15 protein-coding genes are annotated in these 14,803 nt (G+C 64.3%); 5 read left to right on the top strand and 10 right to left on the bottom strand.

What is annotated here, in order from left to right; genetic code table 11:
* Positions 1-51 precede the first annotated feature (51 nt).
* From LB553_RS15455 to LB553_RS15445, 3 genes are all read right to left on the bottom strand, one after another.
* Positions 52-720 (bottom strand): DUF1007 family protein, encoded by a 669-nt coding sequence (locus LB553_RS15455; protein WP_224514520.1) that lies wholly within the window; start codon positions 718-720, stop codon positions 52-54.
* Positions 721-798: 78 nt separating this feature from the next.
* Positions 799-1,698, bottom strand: coding sequence for a LysR family transcriptional regulator (locus LB553_RS15450; RefSeq protein WP_224514518.1), 900 nt, complete (start codon positions 1,696-1,698; stop codon positions 799-801).
* A gap of 2 nt (positions 1,699-1,700) precedes the next feature.
* A complete protein-coding gene (locus tag LB553_RS15445; RefSeq protein ID WP_224514516.1) occupies positions 1,701-2,897 on the bottom strand; it encodes an amidase in 1,197 nt (398 codons plus the stop codon).
* Positions 2,898-3,439: 542 nt separating this feature from the next.
* On the opposite strand from LB553_RS15445, the gene odc2 reads away from it, so the two are divergent.
* Both odc2 and LB553_RS15435 read left to right on the top strand, forming a co-directional pair.
* A complete protein-coding gene (odc2, locus tag LB553_RS15440; RefSeq protein WP_224514515.1) occupies positions 3,440-4,573 on the top strand; it encodes an ornithine/lysine decarboxylase in 1,134 nt (377 codons plus the stop codon).
* Positions 4,574-4,850: 277 nt separating this feature from the next.
* Positions 4,851-5,414, top strand: a complete 564-nt coding sequence (locus tag LB553_RS15435) for a GNAT family N-acetyltransferase (protein ID WP_412033344.1) — start codon at positions 4,851-4,853, stop codon at positions 5,412-5,414.
* 50 nt (positions 5,415-5,464) lie between these two features.
* Here LB553_RS15435 and LB553_RS15430 read toward each other — a convergent pair whose 3' ends face one another.
* The 7 genes from LB553_RS15430 to flhA all read right to left on the bottom strand — a co-directional run bounded on the left by LB553_RS15430 (position 5,465) and on the right by flhA (position 10,825).
* Positions 5,465-5,749, bottom strand: a complete 285-nt coding sequence (locus LB553_RS15430) for an SCP2 sterol-binding domain-containing protein (protein WP_224514514.1) — start codon at positions 5,747-5,749, stop codon at positions 5,465-5,467.
* A 194-nt stretch (positions 5,750-5,943) separates the two neighbouring features.
* Positions 5,944-6,474 (bottom strand): hypothetical protein, encoded by a 531-nt coding sequence (locus LB553_RS15425; RefSeq protein WP_224514513.1) that lies wholly within the window; start codon positions 6,472-6,474, stop codon positions 5,944-5,946.
* A gap of 55 nt (positions 6,475-6,529) precedes the next feature.
* Positions 6,530-6,949, bottom strand: a complete 420-nt coding sequence (locus LB553_RS15420) for a hypothetical protein (RefSeq protein WP_224514512.1) — start codon at positions 6,947-6,949, stop codon at positions 6,530-6,532.
* An 8-nt stretch (positions 6,950-6,957) separates the two neighbouring features.
* The gene (locus LB553_RS15415) at positions 6,958-7,527 is read right to left on the bottom strand and encodes a rod-binding protein (protein WP_224514511.1); all 570 of its coding nucleotides are present in this window, start codon (positions 7,525-7,527) and stop codon (positions 6,958-6,960) included.
* A 72-nt stretch (positions 7,528-7,599) separates the two neighbouring features.
* A complete protein-coding gene (locus LB553_RS15410) occupies positions 7,600-7,986 on the bottom strand; it encodes a hypothetical protein (RefSeq protein WP_224514510.1) in 387 nt (128 codons plus the stop codon).
* 2 nt (positions 7,987-7,988) lie between these two features.
* Complete coding sequence (fliR, locus tag LB553_RS15405) at positions 7,989-8,741, bottom strand: flagellar biosynthetic protein FliR (RefSeq protein ID WP_224514509.1); 753 nt, start codon at positions 8,739-8,741, stop codon at positions 7,989-7,991.
* Positions 8,738-10,825: a flagellar biosynthesis protein FlhA gene (gene flhA, locus LB553_RS15400; RefSeq protein ID WP_224514506.1), complete on the bottom strand. Its 2,088-nt coding sequence runs from the start codon at positions 10,823-10,825 to the stop codon at positions 8,738-8,740. The genes fliR and flhA overlap by 4 nt, the downstream gene beginning before the upstream one ends.
* Positions 10,826-11,117: 292 nt before the next feature.
* On the opposite strand from flhA, the gene LB553_RS15395 reads away from it, so the two are divergent.
* The 3 genes from LB553_RS15395 (at position 11,118) to LB553_RS15385 (ending at position 14,800) form a co-directional block, all read left to right on the top strand.
* Positions 11,118-12,899 carry a chloride channel protein gene (locus LB553_RS15395; protein ID WP_224514504.1) on the top strand — a complete coding sequence of 594 codons (1,782 nt, stop codon included), beginning with the start codon at positions 11,118-11,120 and terminating at the stop codon, positions 12,897-12,899.
* A gap of 120 nt (positions 12,900-13,019) precedes the next feature.
* A complete protein-coding gene (locus LB553_RS15390; protein ID WP_224514501.1) occupies positions 13,020-13,688 on the top strand; it encodes a helix-turn-helix domain-containing protein in 669 nt (222 codons plus the stop codon).
* A gap of 38 nt (positions 13,689-13,726) precedes the next feature.
* A complete protein-coding gene (locus tag LB553_RS15385; protein WP_224514499.1) occupies positions 13,727-14,800 on the top strand; it encodes an extracellular solute-binding protein in 1,074 nt (357 codons plus the stop codon).
* The last annotated feature ends 3 nt before the right edge of the window (positions 14,801-14,803 follow it).

Raw genomic sequence — 14,803 nt, 5'->3', positions numbered from 1 at the left:
GAGACACCTTTGCGGAATCTGCTTGCGCGCAGCGGTGGTTTCATCACCAAATCATCCTTCCGGCGGGCAGTTCAACTCGAGCTTGGTGGCGAAGATCTTGCTCATGTTGGTGCCTGTCGGATCGTTGAAGAACGCCTCCGTCAGGGTCTTCTGGTTTTCCTTGATCGCCTCGTCAGGATCGGGCCGGATCACCTTCTTGGTGCAGGTCGAGGGCAGGCCTTCGACGGCAAGGTTGGCGTCATCGGTAAAGTCGATCGCCGTGTAGAAGGTCGGATCGTAGACGCCGATGTCGACTTTGCCGGCGAGCTTGATCGGGGTCTTCGGCTGCGACTCGAACAGGATGATCAACTGGTCGTTCTCGAAGTTCGCCATCAGATGCGGCGGCGGCACCATAGGCACGTCCTTGCCGTCCTGGGTTACGAGCTGGAAGTAATTGAACTCGGCCAGCGAGGAATGGACGGTGTCGGCCACTTCCTTGAGTTCTTTGTCGTCAAGTTTCAGATCGGAGTTCTTGTCGAACTCCATCATCACTGTACTCGAAAACAGGTCGTCGAAGCGCCAAAGGTGGCGCAGCGCCGTCACACTTTGGTGATCCTGGCTGAGGATGACGTCGAGGCGCGCTTCGGCGAAGACATGCGGGTGCACTTCGGCCTGCTCGACCGAGACGAACGTGGCGGCGAGGGCCGAAGCCAGCATGGTTGCTTGCCGTTTCAGATGCATTCCGGGCCGCGATTCCATCGACTTCGGGAGTGAGGCCCGAGAGTTAACATAAAGGGGGCGAAATTGGGACGCGGGCTATCACGCCGTGTCGCGCGTCTTGAACCACTGCACCAGGAAATCGACTAGGACCCTTACCTTGGCCGGCAGATAGCGGCGGTGCGGGTAGACGGCGAAGATGCCGGTGCCCGCCATGAGACGATCGTCGAGCGCGGTGACCAGCTTGCCGGATGCGACGTCGGGGGCGGCGATGAAATCCGGCAGCATGGCGAAGCCCAGGCCGGAGAGCGCGGCGGCTCTTGCCACGATCGGGCTGTTGACCTCGATCGGACCCGAAACGGCGACGCTGATGGAGTCCTCGGCCTCGCCCTTGAAGCGCCAGTTGGACAGCGAGCGGCCGTTCGTGTCGACGATGCAGGGCATGTTGGCGAGATCCTGCGGACGTGTCGGCTTGCCATGCTTGGCGATCAGCTCCGGCGACGCGCAAAGCCTGACCGAGAACGGCGCCAGCCGCCTGGCGATTAGCGAGGAGTTCTCCAGCCGCGAGATGCGCACGGCAAGGTCGAAACCTTCCTCGACAAGGTCAACGAAGCGATCGTCGAGATGGATGTCGAGCACGATGTCGGGATGCTGCCTGGCGAAGTCGACCAGCGACTGACCGATCGGCGCATCGGCGAAGGTGCGGGCGGCCGACAGCTTGATCCTGCCGCGGACGTCGCCGGAAGACTGGCGCACAGCCTCGGCGAGACTGTCGACCTCACGCACGATCTCGGAGGCGCGCTGATAATAGGTGTGGCCGGCTTCGGTCAGCGAGAACTGGCGCGTTGTGCGGTTCAAGAGCAGCGCGCCGAGCTCGTCTTCCAGCTCGCGCACATATTTCGACAAAAGCGCCTTGGACCGGCCGATCTTGCGCGCCGCGGCCGAAAAGCCTTCCGCCTCGACCACGTCGATGAAGGCGCGCATGCGCGTCAATGTATCCATGTTCAGACCTTTCGTGCCGCGTCGAGAATCCTGCGGCCGAGCCGTATCAGGGCAACGTCGCTGCCGGAAGGGCCGAGCAGCGAAAGACCGAAAGGCGCGCCGTCGACGGAGCCGATCGGCAAGGTGATCTGCGGAAAGCCCGAAAGACCGGAAAGGCACAAGAGATGCAGCGCCCTTTCGCGATAGGCCTGGAACTGTTCCGGCGTGCTGGCGGCGAGCGGCGCCGCGCCGGGAACGGTGGGCAGGACCAGAAAGCCGTTGTTGCCGAGCAGAGCCCCGAATTCCGCCCGGAACGCCAAGCGGCGCGCGGCTTCGGTGGCGGCAGTCGTGGCGTCGATGGTGCGGCCGAAGCCGAAACGCTCCTCGACGCCCGGGCTGAGGCGACCGCCGGCCGAGATCCAAGGGCCATGCTCGCGCCAGGCCTCGAAGGCCTGCAGGCGGCGGAAGCACCAGTAAAGCTCGTCCGGGAAAGAGGCGAAGGCGTATTCGGTCTCTACCGGCTGGCCGATGACGCCGGCCGCCAGCGCCTTCATGCGCGCGTATTCGGCGGCTTCCGCCGGGCCGGTGACGAAGGCGTCAAGCCAGCGGATCGACAGCGGGCGGTTGAGCGGGTGCTGGTGCGGATCGCGGCCGAGCAAAAGCTTGCCGACCGCCTCATAGGTCTCGATGTCGTCGGCGAACCAGCCGAACGTGTCGAAGCTCGATGCCAACTTCATCGCGCCGTCGAGCGGAATGCGGCCATGGGTGGTGCGCAGCCCGATCAGGCCGCAGAAGCTTGCCGGCGCGCGAACCGAGCCGCCGGTGTCGGAACCGGTGGCGATGTTCGCCAGCCCGCCGGCAACCGCGGCAGCCGAGCCGGAGGAGGAGCCGCCGGTGACGCGATCGGGCGCGGCGGGATTGACCGGGTAGGGGAAATGCGCGTTCTGGCCGAACAGCGAGAAGGCCAACTCGTCGGTCTGGGTCTTGCCGACGAATCGCGCGCCGGCATCGAGGATCGTCTGCACCGCTTGCGCCGTGCGCGAGGCGGCGTGCGCTTCCTCGAATTTTTGCGGATTGCCGCAGCCGGTGCGGTAGCCGGCGACGTCATAGATGTCCTTGACGGCCAGGCGCAGGCCGGCGAGCGGGCCCAATTCCGCATTCGCCACAGGCATTTGGCGCAGATCGAGGAAGGCGTTCAGCGGTCCTTGAGTTCCTGGCATCGTTCGATTTCCGGATACGGTGCGATCAACATTGTTCGATGCCAGAAATTTTACAACCTGGGCTTACGATTTTTATTGATTGTGAAACCCTTCGCTCTTATATCGCGCTTGCCCAAAGTCGCACGTGCCTGTGGGTGTCCGCCGACCCTCGAATGGTGAGGACAATCGGTAAGGTAACTGGAGCCAACCCCTCCAGTCGGTCAGTGGCCAACCACAAGACCGAGGACACCTTGAAGCAACGACGGTGCGGGCCTTTCTGGTTCTCTTCCGGTTGTCCAAAGACCGGGGTTACTAAAGAGGCACACCTTCATTGCCGGCAGTGCGGACGGGGTCTCCCATCCAAGCCAAGGCAGACAAAGCGAACCGAGGCCGGGCAAGGCCAAGGTTCACCGCCGCGAGACGGCGATTCGTGGTTCCGGGGTCTCCACCGCCTGGTTCCATGGATTTTCCGTCCCGCCTTTGTCCACCGCGAGTTCGCGAGGCTGAGCGCCCGCGTTCAGCAGCCTTTGTGCGCGCCGAAAGGCGCCAATGGAGAGACCTCGATGGCCACTCAGCGCATTCTTGATTTCCTCGCCACCCGACGTCCGAATGGCCCTTGCCTCGTCGTCGACCTCGATGTCGTGCGCGACAACTTCCGCGCCTTCGAGAAGGCGTTGCCCGATTCCAGGATCTACTATGCGGTGAAAGCAAATCCGGCGCCGGAAATCCTGCGCCTGCTTGCTGCGATGGGCTCGTCCTTCGACACCGCATCGGTCGCCGAGGTCGAGATGGCGATGGATGCCGGCGCGCCCGCCAACCGCATTTCCTTCGGCAACACCATCAAGAAGGAGCGTGACATCGCACGCGCCTACCAGCTCGGCATTCGCCTTTTCGCCGTGGACTGCGTCGAGGAGGTCGAGAAGATCGCGCGTGCCGCTCCTGGCTCGCGCGTGTTCTGTCGCGTGCTGACCGACGGCGAAGGCGCCGAGTGGCCGCTGTCGCGCAAGTTCGGCTGCGTGCCGGCGATGGCAGTCGACGTGCTGCGTCATGCCAAGGGCCTCGGCCTCGACGCCTATGGCGTGTCGTTCCATGTCGGCTCGCAGCAGACCGACCTGTCGGCCTGGGACCGCGCCCTGGGCGACGCCAAGACGGTGTTCGCGACGCTTGCCGAGGAAGGCATCGTCTTGAAGATGGTCAATATGGGCGGCGGCTTCCCGACCCGTTACCTTAAGGATGTGCCGGCGGCGCAGGCCTACGGCCAGGCAATCTTCTCGGCGCTGCGCAAGCATTTCGGCAATGCGCTGCCCGAGACGGTCATCGAGCCGGGCCGCGGCATGGTCGGCAATGCCGGCGTCATCAAGTCGGAAGTCGTGCTGATCTCGAAGAAGGCCGACAACGACAATGTGCGCTGGGTGTTCCTCGACATCGGCAAGTTCGGCGGTCTCGCCGAGACCATGGACGAGGCGATCCGCTATCCGCTGGTCACCCGCCATGACGGCTCGGAGACCGCGCCTTGCGTGCTCGCCGGCCCCACCTGCGATTCGGCCGACGTGATGTATGAGAAGACGCCTTATCCGCTGCCCTTGTCGCTGACCATCGGCGACGAGGTGCTGATCGAAGGCACCGGAGCCTATACGACCACCTATTCGGCGGTTGCCTTCAATGGCTTCGAGCCTCTCCGATCCTACGTGATCTGAGCGGTTCGCAAGAACCGCTCAGATCGATCGGGCGGGTGCCTGTCATCCGCCCGGGCTCGCTTGTGGAACAGATCTCCGCTGGTGAAGGATCGCGGACATGGACATTGCAGATTTCATCGTAGAGGGCGCAGCACGCCGGGTAATCTCCCCCCTTGAGGGGGAGGTGGCCGCGCAGCGGCCAGAGGGGGTCGTCTCACATAGATCGCCGGCGGCGTCTCTTGTCGTTGAGGGCGCCGGCGCTTCACGCGCGGCGACCCCCTCTGTCGCCTTCGGCGACATCTCCCCCTCGAGGGGGGAGATTGCGCGCGCCTTCGTGATCGTCGGCGAAGGCGTGGGCGACGCCGCGGCGCGCGAAGCGCTGCTTGACCGTGCCATGGGGCCGAAGCGCAAGAAGAAGTCCTCGGAGAAGCTGCGGCGCGGCCGCCGGCCTTCGGAAGGCCTGGCCTTTGTCGCCCGCGATGTCTCGGGCGGGGTCGTCGGCACGGTGCGGCTGTGGGATGTGAGGCTGGGCGAGGGCGGTCCGGCGGCGCTTCTGCTTGGCCCGCTCGCGGTCGAGCCAGGCTTGAAGAGCGGCGGCATCGGCTCGGCGCTGATGCGGCATGCATTCGCCGAGGCCGCGCGGCTCGGCCATGGCTCGATCCTGCTCGTCGGCGATGCGCCGTATTATGGACGGTTCGGCTTCTCGGCCGACCGAACCGGGGCGCTTGCCATGCCTGGCCCGTATGAGCGGCACCGGCTTCTGGCGCTGGAGCTGAAGGAAGGCGCGCTGGACGGCGCCAAAGGCACGATCAAGGCCGCCGGCCGCAAGATCAAGGGACAGGCGCCGGACTTCGTGGCGTGAAGACAAAAACAAGAACGCCGCCCGTCGGACGGCGTTTGTTTTGCGAAGGATCAGCCGAGCAGCTGGCTGAGCGCCATGGCGACCGTCATGTCGCCTTCGACCTTGAGCTTGCCGGCCATGAAGGCCATGGTCGGGTTGAGGTCGCCAGCGATCAGCGATTCCAGATCGTCGAGCGACAGCTTCACGGTGCAGTCGGTCGGCGCATCGGTGGTCGAGACGGTCGCGCCGTCGATGACGATGACGCCGTCGCTCCCGGTGTCGAACTTGACCGAATGCTCGAAGCCCGCGCTTGCCACGCGCGACCTGATCTTGTCGGCAATCTCCTGAACGCCCATGGCGGTTCTCCTCGTTGGTTGCGTTGACGCGCACCGGCGCTTGGCCGCTGGCGAGGTAGGCGCGCCGCACCTATGCGGTCGCCTGTCACCGGCGCATATAGCTTCGAGTTGACGTAAACGTCAACGCGGTCACCATGCGTCATATCGCTTAGGGGAACTGGCCATGTCTACCGCCGGTGGACGCGGCCAGACAGTCAATGCTCCGGCGCTGCCTGGAAAGGCTTGGTCATCGCCGCCGCGGTGTCGCCGGCATTCTTGCGACGGCGAAGCGCGTTGTCGCGGATGTCGTCCTTGGAGAGGAAGTTGACCTGATCGATCAGCACCTCGTGCACCAGCTCGACGCCGACGCGAGCGTTGATGGTGTCGCGGATCGACTTGCGGAAAGCGTCGAGATCGATCGATTCCTTCTTGGTGAAATCGATTTGAGGGTTGGAATAAAGATAGGAATAGACCTGATCGGTCATCAGCGCCTGCGCCGGGACCGACAGCTTCTTTATCTGTTCCGGCTCCACCGTGTAGACGAGCTTGGTGAGGAAATAGCCGTCGATCGTGCCGTCGCGCAGCAGCGGCACCGAGATCATGTCGGTCTTGACGTAATCGAGGCCGCCCAGCATCGGCTTCGGCGGTTCGGCCGCGCCGCGCTGGTCGGCCGCCTGGAAGGAATAGAAGACCGCGCCGAGCGTCACGGCGCAGATCCACAGCGCAGCGGCGATGAACTTTATCATGTTATGTTTGCTTCGAGCATGATCTCGTCCGAAAACCGGCTTCCACTTTTCGGGATCATGCTCGGGCCATGCCGAACTCGCCGGCCGAATAGGTGCCGTCGGCATCGGCGCGCTGGATGGCGTTCCTCAAAAGCGTGGCGACCTCGTTGACGGCGTTGAGATGGGCAAGGATCGCCGCCTCGTTCTTCGCCAGCTTTTGGCGCAGCCGCAGCAGACCTTCGCGATGCTGCTCGAGGAATTCGATCTCGTTGGCGCCCTTCAGGGCGCGGTTCAGCTCGTAGAGATACCGGCTTTTGCGCGCGTTCGAGGCCTTGAGGTCATAGGCCGTTCCGCTGCGGATGCCGGCGGTCTCCTCGTCCACGACTTCCTCGATGCGGCCGATGATAGCGGCGAGGTTGCCGGGTCGTGCGGCGGCGGGCGCCTCCATTGCATTGGTACGCGCGGGAAGGTTGGAAAGGTCCGTTTGGTCGGCCATGTAGGTCCCTAGATCTTGATGTCCGTTTTTATGGTTGTTTCGTCACCGGTCATCGACCGTGCGGCTTTGCGCTCAAGCTCCTCGATCATCGAGGTCGAAAGCCGGGTCTGCTGGTCGAGCTCGGCTTTCTGCGGTCCGCCGGCAACCGGGCCGACCGGCACTTTGTGCTTGCCGTCGAGATAATGGTCGGCAAGCATCGACCGGGCGATGCCGATGCCGCCATGCGCGGCCATGACATCGGCCACCTTTTCGGCGAGCTGCGACTTCCACATGTCGCCGGCCAGGCCCTTGCCGTAAACGCCCTCTGTGTCCTTGGGCATCATGTTCTGGATGAAGGTGGTCAGCACCATCGCCTCGAAGCGCTGGAACTTCTTCGCCGGATTGGCGGCTTCCGCCTTGTCGGCCGTTGCGCGCGACAGAATGGAGCCGGCATCGACCGTCGCGGCGGGATCGACAGAGAACGGTGCCGAGGCGCCATTCGCCCTTCTCGCGAGCGCCGCGCGCGCGGCCTCGACATCGGCCGGTTCCGCTGCGCGGGCAACGTCCATGACGATGTCGCTGGGTGGGGAAATGGCCAAGAAAGCTCTGCCTTTTGCCGGTTTTGTCAGTTTGCACAATGACTCAAGAAGCTTGTGGCAGGCTTGCGGTGATTAGCCGTCGGAGATTCGCTTCTGCATGATCAGATCGAGCCGCTCGCGGTCGGAGCGTTCGCGCTCGTCGCGGCGGCGCTCGTCCTTGTAGGCGCGCTCGACCATGTTGGTGCGCGCCGTCGCGGTGGCGATCAGCGATACTTCGTGGCGGGCATTCTCGAGGTTCCGTTCCTGACGGCCGAGCGCGTCGGTGATGCGGCGATGATAGATTTCGGGAAAGAGGGAACCCAGCGAGCTGTCGGTGTCGAAGCGCTCGATCAGCTCCTTGGCCTCCGCTTCGGCCTTGACGGCGGCGGCGAGGAAGCCGGCATGGCGGGTCTCGTGCAGCGCCTTCAACTGCTCCTGCACCTTGACCAGTTTCCTCAGGCGGTCTTTGCGCGCGGTCATGGCTACCTCGCCAGCGTGAGGTCGACGAAGCCGCCGACAAACAGCGACAGCAAGGTGCCGACAGCGAAATAGAAGATGATCATGCCGCCGGCGAGGACGAAGGGTAGCGAGATGAAATAGACCGGGATCTGCGGCGTCAGCTTGTTGACGAAACCGATCGTCAGATTGACCAGGATGGCATAGGCGACGAACGGGCTGCCGAGGCGGATGACCAGGAAGAAGGCATCCGACACCGTGTCGGTGACGTCGACCAGGGCGGCCTGCGGGTTGAAGAACACATTGACCGGAGCGACCTGGTAGGAGGCGACGAGCGCCTTGACGATCTCGTGGTCGAAGTCGAAGACGAAGAGCAGAAGCAGCGCCGAGAACGAGATGATGGCGGCGAGGGCTGCCTGCGGCTCCGGCTCCTCGATCGCCGGCCCGCCAGAGCCGCCATAGCCGATCATCATGGCGATGGCCGAGCCCATGAAGCGCAGCGCCTCCATATAGAGCCTGGTCATGGCGCCGATCAGCCCGCCGACCAGCAACTCGGAGACGATCATCGGCGCCAGGATCTGCGGTCGGGGATCGACGAACGGATAGATGCGGTCCCACAGGAAAGCGAGCAGGCCGCCGGTTGCCGCCACCGACACGAAGAGCTGGATCTGGATCGGCACCCGCGCGCTCGACAGGCCCGGCATCAGCATGAAGCAGGCGCCGATGCGGCAGAAAGCGAGGAAGGCGGCGATGACGACGTCTTGCGAGAGCGCGTTCACGAGATGGTCCCGAGCACCTTGATCTCGACGCCCTTGGCGATCTCGACATGGCTGAGAACGGGAAGCGTCGTGAACAGCCGCTCGATGATCATGCGCACATAGGGACGCGCGTCGGGCGCGGTGACGAGCACGAAGCGCTCGCCGGCCTCGAGATGCTTGCGGATCGCCTTGGTGGCGTCCTGGCCGAATTCCTCGAGCTGGCGCGGATCGATGTCGAACTCGCGCACCTCGCCCTTGGCATCGCGCTTGAGGCTCTGGTGGAAGGCGAGGTCCCAGCGGTTGCCCAGGCGCAGCACCTTGAGCATGCCGCCCTCGGAGAGATCGCCGCAGATCTGCTGCGCCATGCGGATGCGCACATGCTCGACGATCTGCTCGGTGCGGCGCACATGCGGCGCGATCTCGGCGATGGCCTCGATGATCAGATGCAGGTTGCGGATCGAGACGCGCTCGGCGAGCAGCAGCTTCAGCACGGCCTGCAGGCCGGGATAGGAAATGTGCGACGTGCAGATCTCGTCGGCGAGTTTGCGGTATTCCGGATCGAGCCGTTCCAGGAGCGCCTTCATATCCTTGTAGGACAGGAGCTGCGGCAGGTTGTTGCGGATCACCTCGGAAAGATGCGTGAGCAGCACCGACATGTTGTCGGCGAAGGTGAAGTTCTCGCGCTTCAGGTCCTCGGCGAAGGTTTCGAGCACCGAATAGGCGCGCATGCCGAAGGCCGGCTCGCGGATCTCCTCGCCGGGGATCTCCGGCACGCCGCGCGTGCCGAGCAGCACCATGATCTCGCCGACGCGCATCTGGTATTCGGCGACCACTGTGCCGTGCACCTTGATCTGATAGCTCTTCGGCGGGATGGCGAAGTCGTCGGCGACGCGCACCTCCGGCACCACGAAACCGTATTGCTGGGCGAATTTCTTGCGCATCTTCGACATGCGGAACACCAGCTCCTGATGCGCCACCATCAGCCTTGTCGAAAGCTGCTTGCCGATCAGAAGCTCGATCTCGGCGGTGACCAGCGAGGCTTTGACCGAGTTCTTCTCCTCCTCGACCTTGTTCGCCTTCTCCTGCGTCTTCAGGGCTTCCGCGGCGGCGCGTTCGCGGCTCTGGCGCAGCGGGATGATGTAGCCGAGCCCGGCCATGCCGCCGGCGAGCGCGAAGAAGGGGAAGAGCGGCAGGCCGGGCATCAGGCCGAGGATGACGAGCAGCGAGGCGGCGACGTAGAGGGCGCGCGGATGCGCGCCGAGCTGGCCGAACACCGCCTGGTTGGTCGATCCGCGCGTGCCGCCCTTGGAGACCAGCATGCCGGCGGCGAGCGAAACGATGAGGGCGGGGATCTGGGTGACGAGGCCGTCGCCGACCGACAGCTTGATGAAGACGTCGGCCGCCTGGCCGAGGCCCATGCCGTGGCGCAAATAACCGATGGCGATGCCGCCGACGATGTTGATGGCGGTGATGATCAGGCCGGCGATGGCGTCGCCGCGGACGAATTTCGAGGCGCCGTCCATCGAGCCGAAGAAGGAAGATTCCTCTTCCAACTCGCGGCGGCGCAGCTGCGCCGTCTTGTCGTCGATCATGCCGGCGGAAAGGTCGGCGTCGATCGACATCTGCTTGCCGGGGATGGCGTCGAGAGTGAAGCGCGCGCCGACTTCTGCGATACGGGTCGCGCCCTTGGTGATGACGATGAAGTTCACCACGATCAGGATCATGAAGACGATGAGGCCGATGACGAAGTCGCTCGACATCACCAGCTTCGAGAAGCCGGAGATGACATAGCCGGCCGCGTGCGTGCCCTCGTTGCCGTGCGACAGAATCATGCGGGTGGTGGCGATGTTGAGCGAGAGCCTGAGCATCGTGGCGATGAGCAGCACGGTCGGGAAGGACGAGAAGTCGAGCGGCCGCTGGATCCACAGCGCCACCATCAGGATCAGCACCGAAAGCGCAATCGAGAAGGCAAGGCCGATATCGATGAGGAAGGCCGGGATCGGCAGGAACAGCACCGCCAGGATGACGACGATGCCGAGCGCGAAGAAAACGTCGCGCCCGTTCTTGGCTACCGCGCCAGGCACAAGTGTTTCGCTGATTGCCATATCGTCCCCAAATCCAGAGCCGCCACGTAGAGGGCAGGCCCTCGACCGTAGCCCTCCAAGCTTGCGCGAAGGTGGGAGAAGAAACCTGGTGCTGCCCGGCGCTGCTCGCTGAACATTCCGGCCCCTGACTAACTCTATCTCCTTGGTCGCGGCGACAAGTTTTTCGTAACGCTAATGCGGCGCAACGCCAAAATGGCGCCATAAGCGGTCGGCATTGCGGTTGCCACACAAAGCCGCCGCGCGTATCAGGCACGGCAGCTGTTTTTCTTTCGCATACCGGCGAGCCGTCCCGTTGCCTGCCAGAAACGACCCACAAGTCTACGCCCGGCGGCTTCGCGCGGTGCTGATCAGTTCGATTCCGGTGCTCGAGGCGCGCGGCATCGTGATCGTACTGATGGCCGGCGTGGTCGGCGTGATCGCGGGCGCGGTGGTCACCGGCATGAGCGCGCTGGTGCAAGGCATGCATTACCTGCTGTTCGACGTGCAGCCGGGCGGCCGGCTCTCGGCGATGTTCTCGCTTGCCGACCCGGTACAGGCGATGTTCCCGGCGATCGGCGGCCTGCTGCTCGGGCTTTCCGTCATCTGGCTCAGAAAGCGCAAGTTCCGCACGCCGGTCGACCCGATCGAGGCCAACGCGCTCTATGGCGGGCGCATGTCGCTCACCGACACGTTCATCATCGTGGCGCAGACGATGATCTCCAGCGGCTTCGGCGCCTCGGTCGGATTGGAAGCCGGCTACACCCAGATCGGCTCCGGCATTGCGTCCCGACTTGCCCGCGCCTTCCACCTGCGCCGCAATGACGTGCGCATCCTGGTCGGTTGCGGTGCGGCCGGTGCAATCGCCGCCGCCTTCGACGCGCCGCTGACCGGCGCCTTCTACGGTTTCGAGCTGGTGATCGGCATCTACTCCGTCGCCAATGTGGCGCCAGTGATGACGGCGGCAATCTCGGCCTCGCTGACAGCGGAAGTCTTCGGCGGCGTGCCATTCCCGCTGGAACTGTCGGGCTTGCCGAATTTGACCGCCGGCGAATATGTGCCGTTCCTGCTTCTCGGGCTGTTCGGCGGGGCAGCCTCGATCGCCATCATGCATCTGGTGAGCATTGTCGAGCGCGTCTTCGTGCGGTTGTCGGTCGACGCGTCGGTCAGGCCCTTCATCGGCGGCATCTTCGTCGGCCTGCTCGGGCTGGTCACGCCGCAAGTGCTGTCCAGCGGCCATGGCGCGCTGCACCGCGAGTTCGCCATGAACTACGCGCTGCCGGTGGTGGCGAGCGTTTTCGTGATGAAGCTGGCGGCCTCGGCCATCTCCCTTGGCTCCGGCTTCCGCGGCGGCCTGTTCTTCGCCTCGCTGTTCCTGGGCGCTTTGCTCGGCAAGGTCTTTGCCGGCGTCATGACGCTGACCGCGCCATCGGCCGGCATCGACCCGGCAGTCGCCGCCGTCGTCGGCATGACCTCGCTTGCGGTCGGCGTCGTCGGCGGTCCACTGACCATGACGTTCCTGGCGCTGGAATCGACCCGCGACCTGACGCTCACCGGCGTCGTGCTGGCGGCCTCGATCATGTCGGCGATCCTGGTGCGCGAGACCTTCGGCTACTCCTTCTCGACCTGGCGCTTCCACCTGCGCGGCGAGACGATCCGCAGCGCGCATGACGTCGGTTGGATGCGCAGCCTCACCGTCGGCTCGATGATGCGCAAGGATGTCCGCACCATTCCTGCCTCGACCACGCTTTCCGAATTTCGCATGGAAGTTCCGCTCGGCTCGGGACAGCGCGTCATCGCCGTCGAGCAGGCCGACCAATATGTCGGCATGCTGCTGGTGCCGGAACTGCACAGCGATCGCTCCGATGGCGAAATGCCGGTGAGCGCGCTCGCCCAGTTCAAGGACGCGGTGCTGGTGCCGTCGATGAATGTCCAGACCGCCGCCGAGACCTTCCAGCGCACCGGGGCCGAGGAACTGGCGGTGGTCGAGGATTTCGACGAGCGCATCGTGCTTGGCCTGCTCACCGAGAGCCATCTGATGCGCCGTTATGCCGAAGAGCTCGACAAGGCGCGCCGCGATCTGTCGGGTGAGGGCTAGCCCCTCTCTTTCAACTGAAGCCCTGGCTCGGCAGCCGCGAGGATGCGGCCCGACCGCGCAACCATGCCTCTTGCCATCTGTACAGTGGCACTGTACAAGTTGTTCAGTGGAGGAACATGAATGCCCAAGGCATCTGGCAACGGTCGGGCGCAGGCGGCAAACGCCGCCGGTGCGGCCGCAACGCTTGCCCATCAGGCTCTGGGCATGCGGCTCAAGAGCCTTCGCCTTGCTCGCCGCCTTTCCTTGCGCGACCTCGCCGAGGCGACCGGAACCAGCGCCAGCTTCATCAGCCAGCTCGAGCGCGGCCTGACCGGGGCCAGCACGGCATCGCTCAATCAGATCGCTTCCGCGCTGGGAGTCAGCGTCGCGCTGCTGTTTGCGGAAAGCGCGGCTCAAAATCACCACGGCGTGCTCAGGCGCAGCGAGCGCCCAAGCCTGCCGCCCAGCGACGGCTGCCGCAAGATGCTCTTGTCGCGGCCGCCGCTCAGCGACATGGAAGTCTATGTCGGCGAGTTCGAGATCGGCGGCTCGACCGGCCCCGACCAATACACGCATGGCGACGCACATGAGATGCTGATCGTGCTGCGCGGCATTGTCGAGGTCTCGCTCGGCGAGGCGCGTCATGTCCTCGAAGAGGGCGACAGCGTCGAATACACAACGGCCACTCCGCATCGCACGGAGAACATCGGCAGCGGCCGGGCCGAAGTGATGTGGATCATCGCGCCGCCGACCTCGGTGCGCGCCGAGCTCGACCAATACACGACCTGGAAACCGCCCGCCGCCAGGTAACCGATCAAAACGCGGGCATGAATGGGAGAGTTATCGTTATGTTGAAATCGAGATATGGCATCGGCGCCGTCCTGGCGCTTGGCGTTCTGACCGGCGCGGCTTTCGCGCAGGACAAGCCCGTGGCGGGCGAGGTGAAGGAAGGCTCGCTCAAAGGCAAAACCCTGACCTTCGTCTCCTATGGCGGCATCTACCAGGACGGTCAGACGGCGGCGCTGAAGGAGTTCGTCGACAAGTCCGGCGTCAAGCTGCTCAATGACGGCCCGACCGAGATCGCCAAGCTGCAGGCGCAGGTCGAATCCGGCAATGTCACCTGGGACGTCGTCGATACCGACGACCTGCCGCCTTACGTCTATTGCGGCAAGCTGTTCCAGAAGCTCGATCTGACAAAGCTCGACGTCTCGAAAATCCCGGAAGGCCAGGTCGGCGAATGCTCGGTGCCGGCGATGAACTATGGCGTCGTGCTGATGTACAACAAGGAGAAGTACAAGGATAATCCGCCCAAGAGCTGGGCCGACTTCTTCGACACCGAAAAGTTCCCGGGCGTGCGCGGGATCGACGGCTCCGGCAGCCCGACCGGCGGCTTGCTCGAACAGGCCTTCAAATATGCAGGCGGCGATCCGAAGGCGATGACGGTGGCCGATATCGACAAGGCCATCGATGTGGTCCGCAAGCTCGGGCCCGATACCATCTTCTGGAAGACGGGCGCTGAATCGCAGCAGCTCGCCGAATCCGGCGAGGCCGACATGCTGATGATGTGGACCGGCCGCGCCATGACCGCGGTCAAGAACGGCGCCAAATACGCACCCGCATGGCAGGATTGGCTGGTGGTGATGGACCAGATGACGATCCCGGTCGGCGTCAAGGACACGGATGCAGCTTACGCGCTGCTCAACGCCTATCTCGGCAAGAATGCGCAGGAGATTCTGACCGAGAAGACCTCCTACACGCCGATCAACAGCGAGGCGCGGCCCAAGGTCGACGCTTCCGTCGCCGCCTTCCTGACCAACACGCCGGAGCGCCAGAAGCAGGGCTACAAGCAGAACTTCAAGTTCTGGGTGCCGAACTTCGCCGTGGCGCAGGAGAAGTGGTCCGCGCTGATGGCCGGCAACTGACCG

It is taken from the genome of Mesorhizobium sp. CA8 (assembly GCF_020164955.1).
Classification (GTDB): Bacteria; Pseudomonadota; Alphaproteobacteria; order Rhizobiales; family Rhizobiaceae; genus Mesorhizobium.
This window is presented reverse-complemented; position numbering and strand designations above follow the sequence as displayed.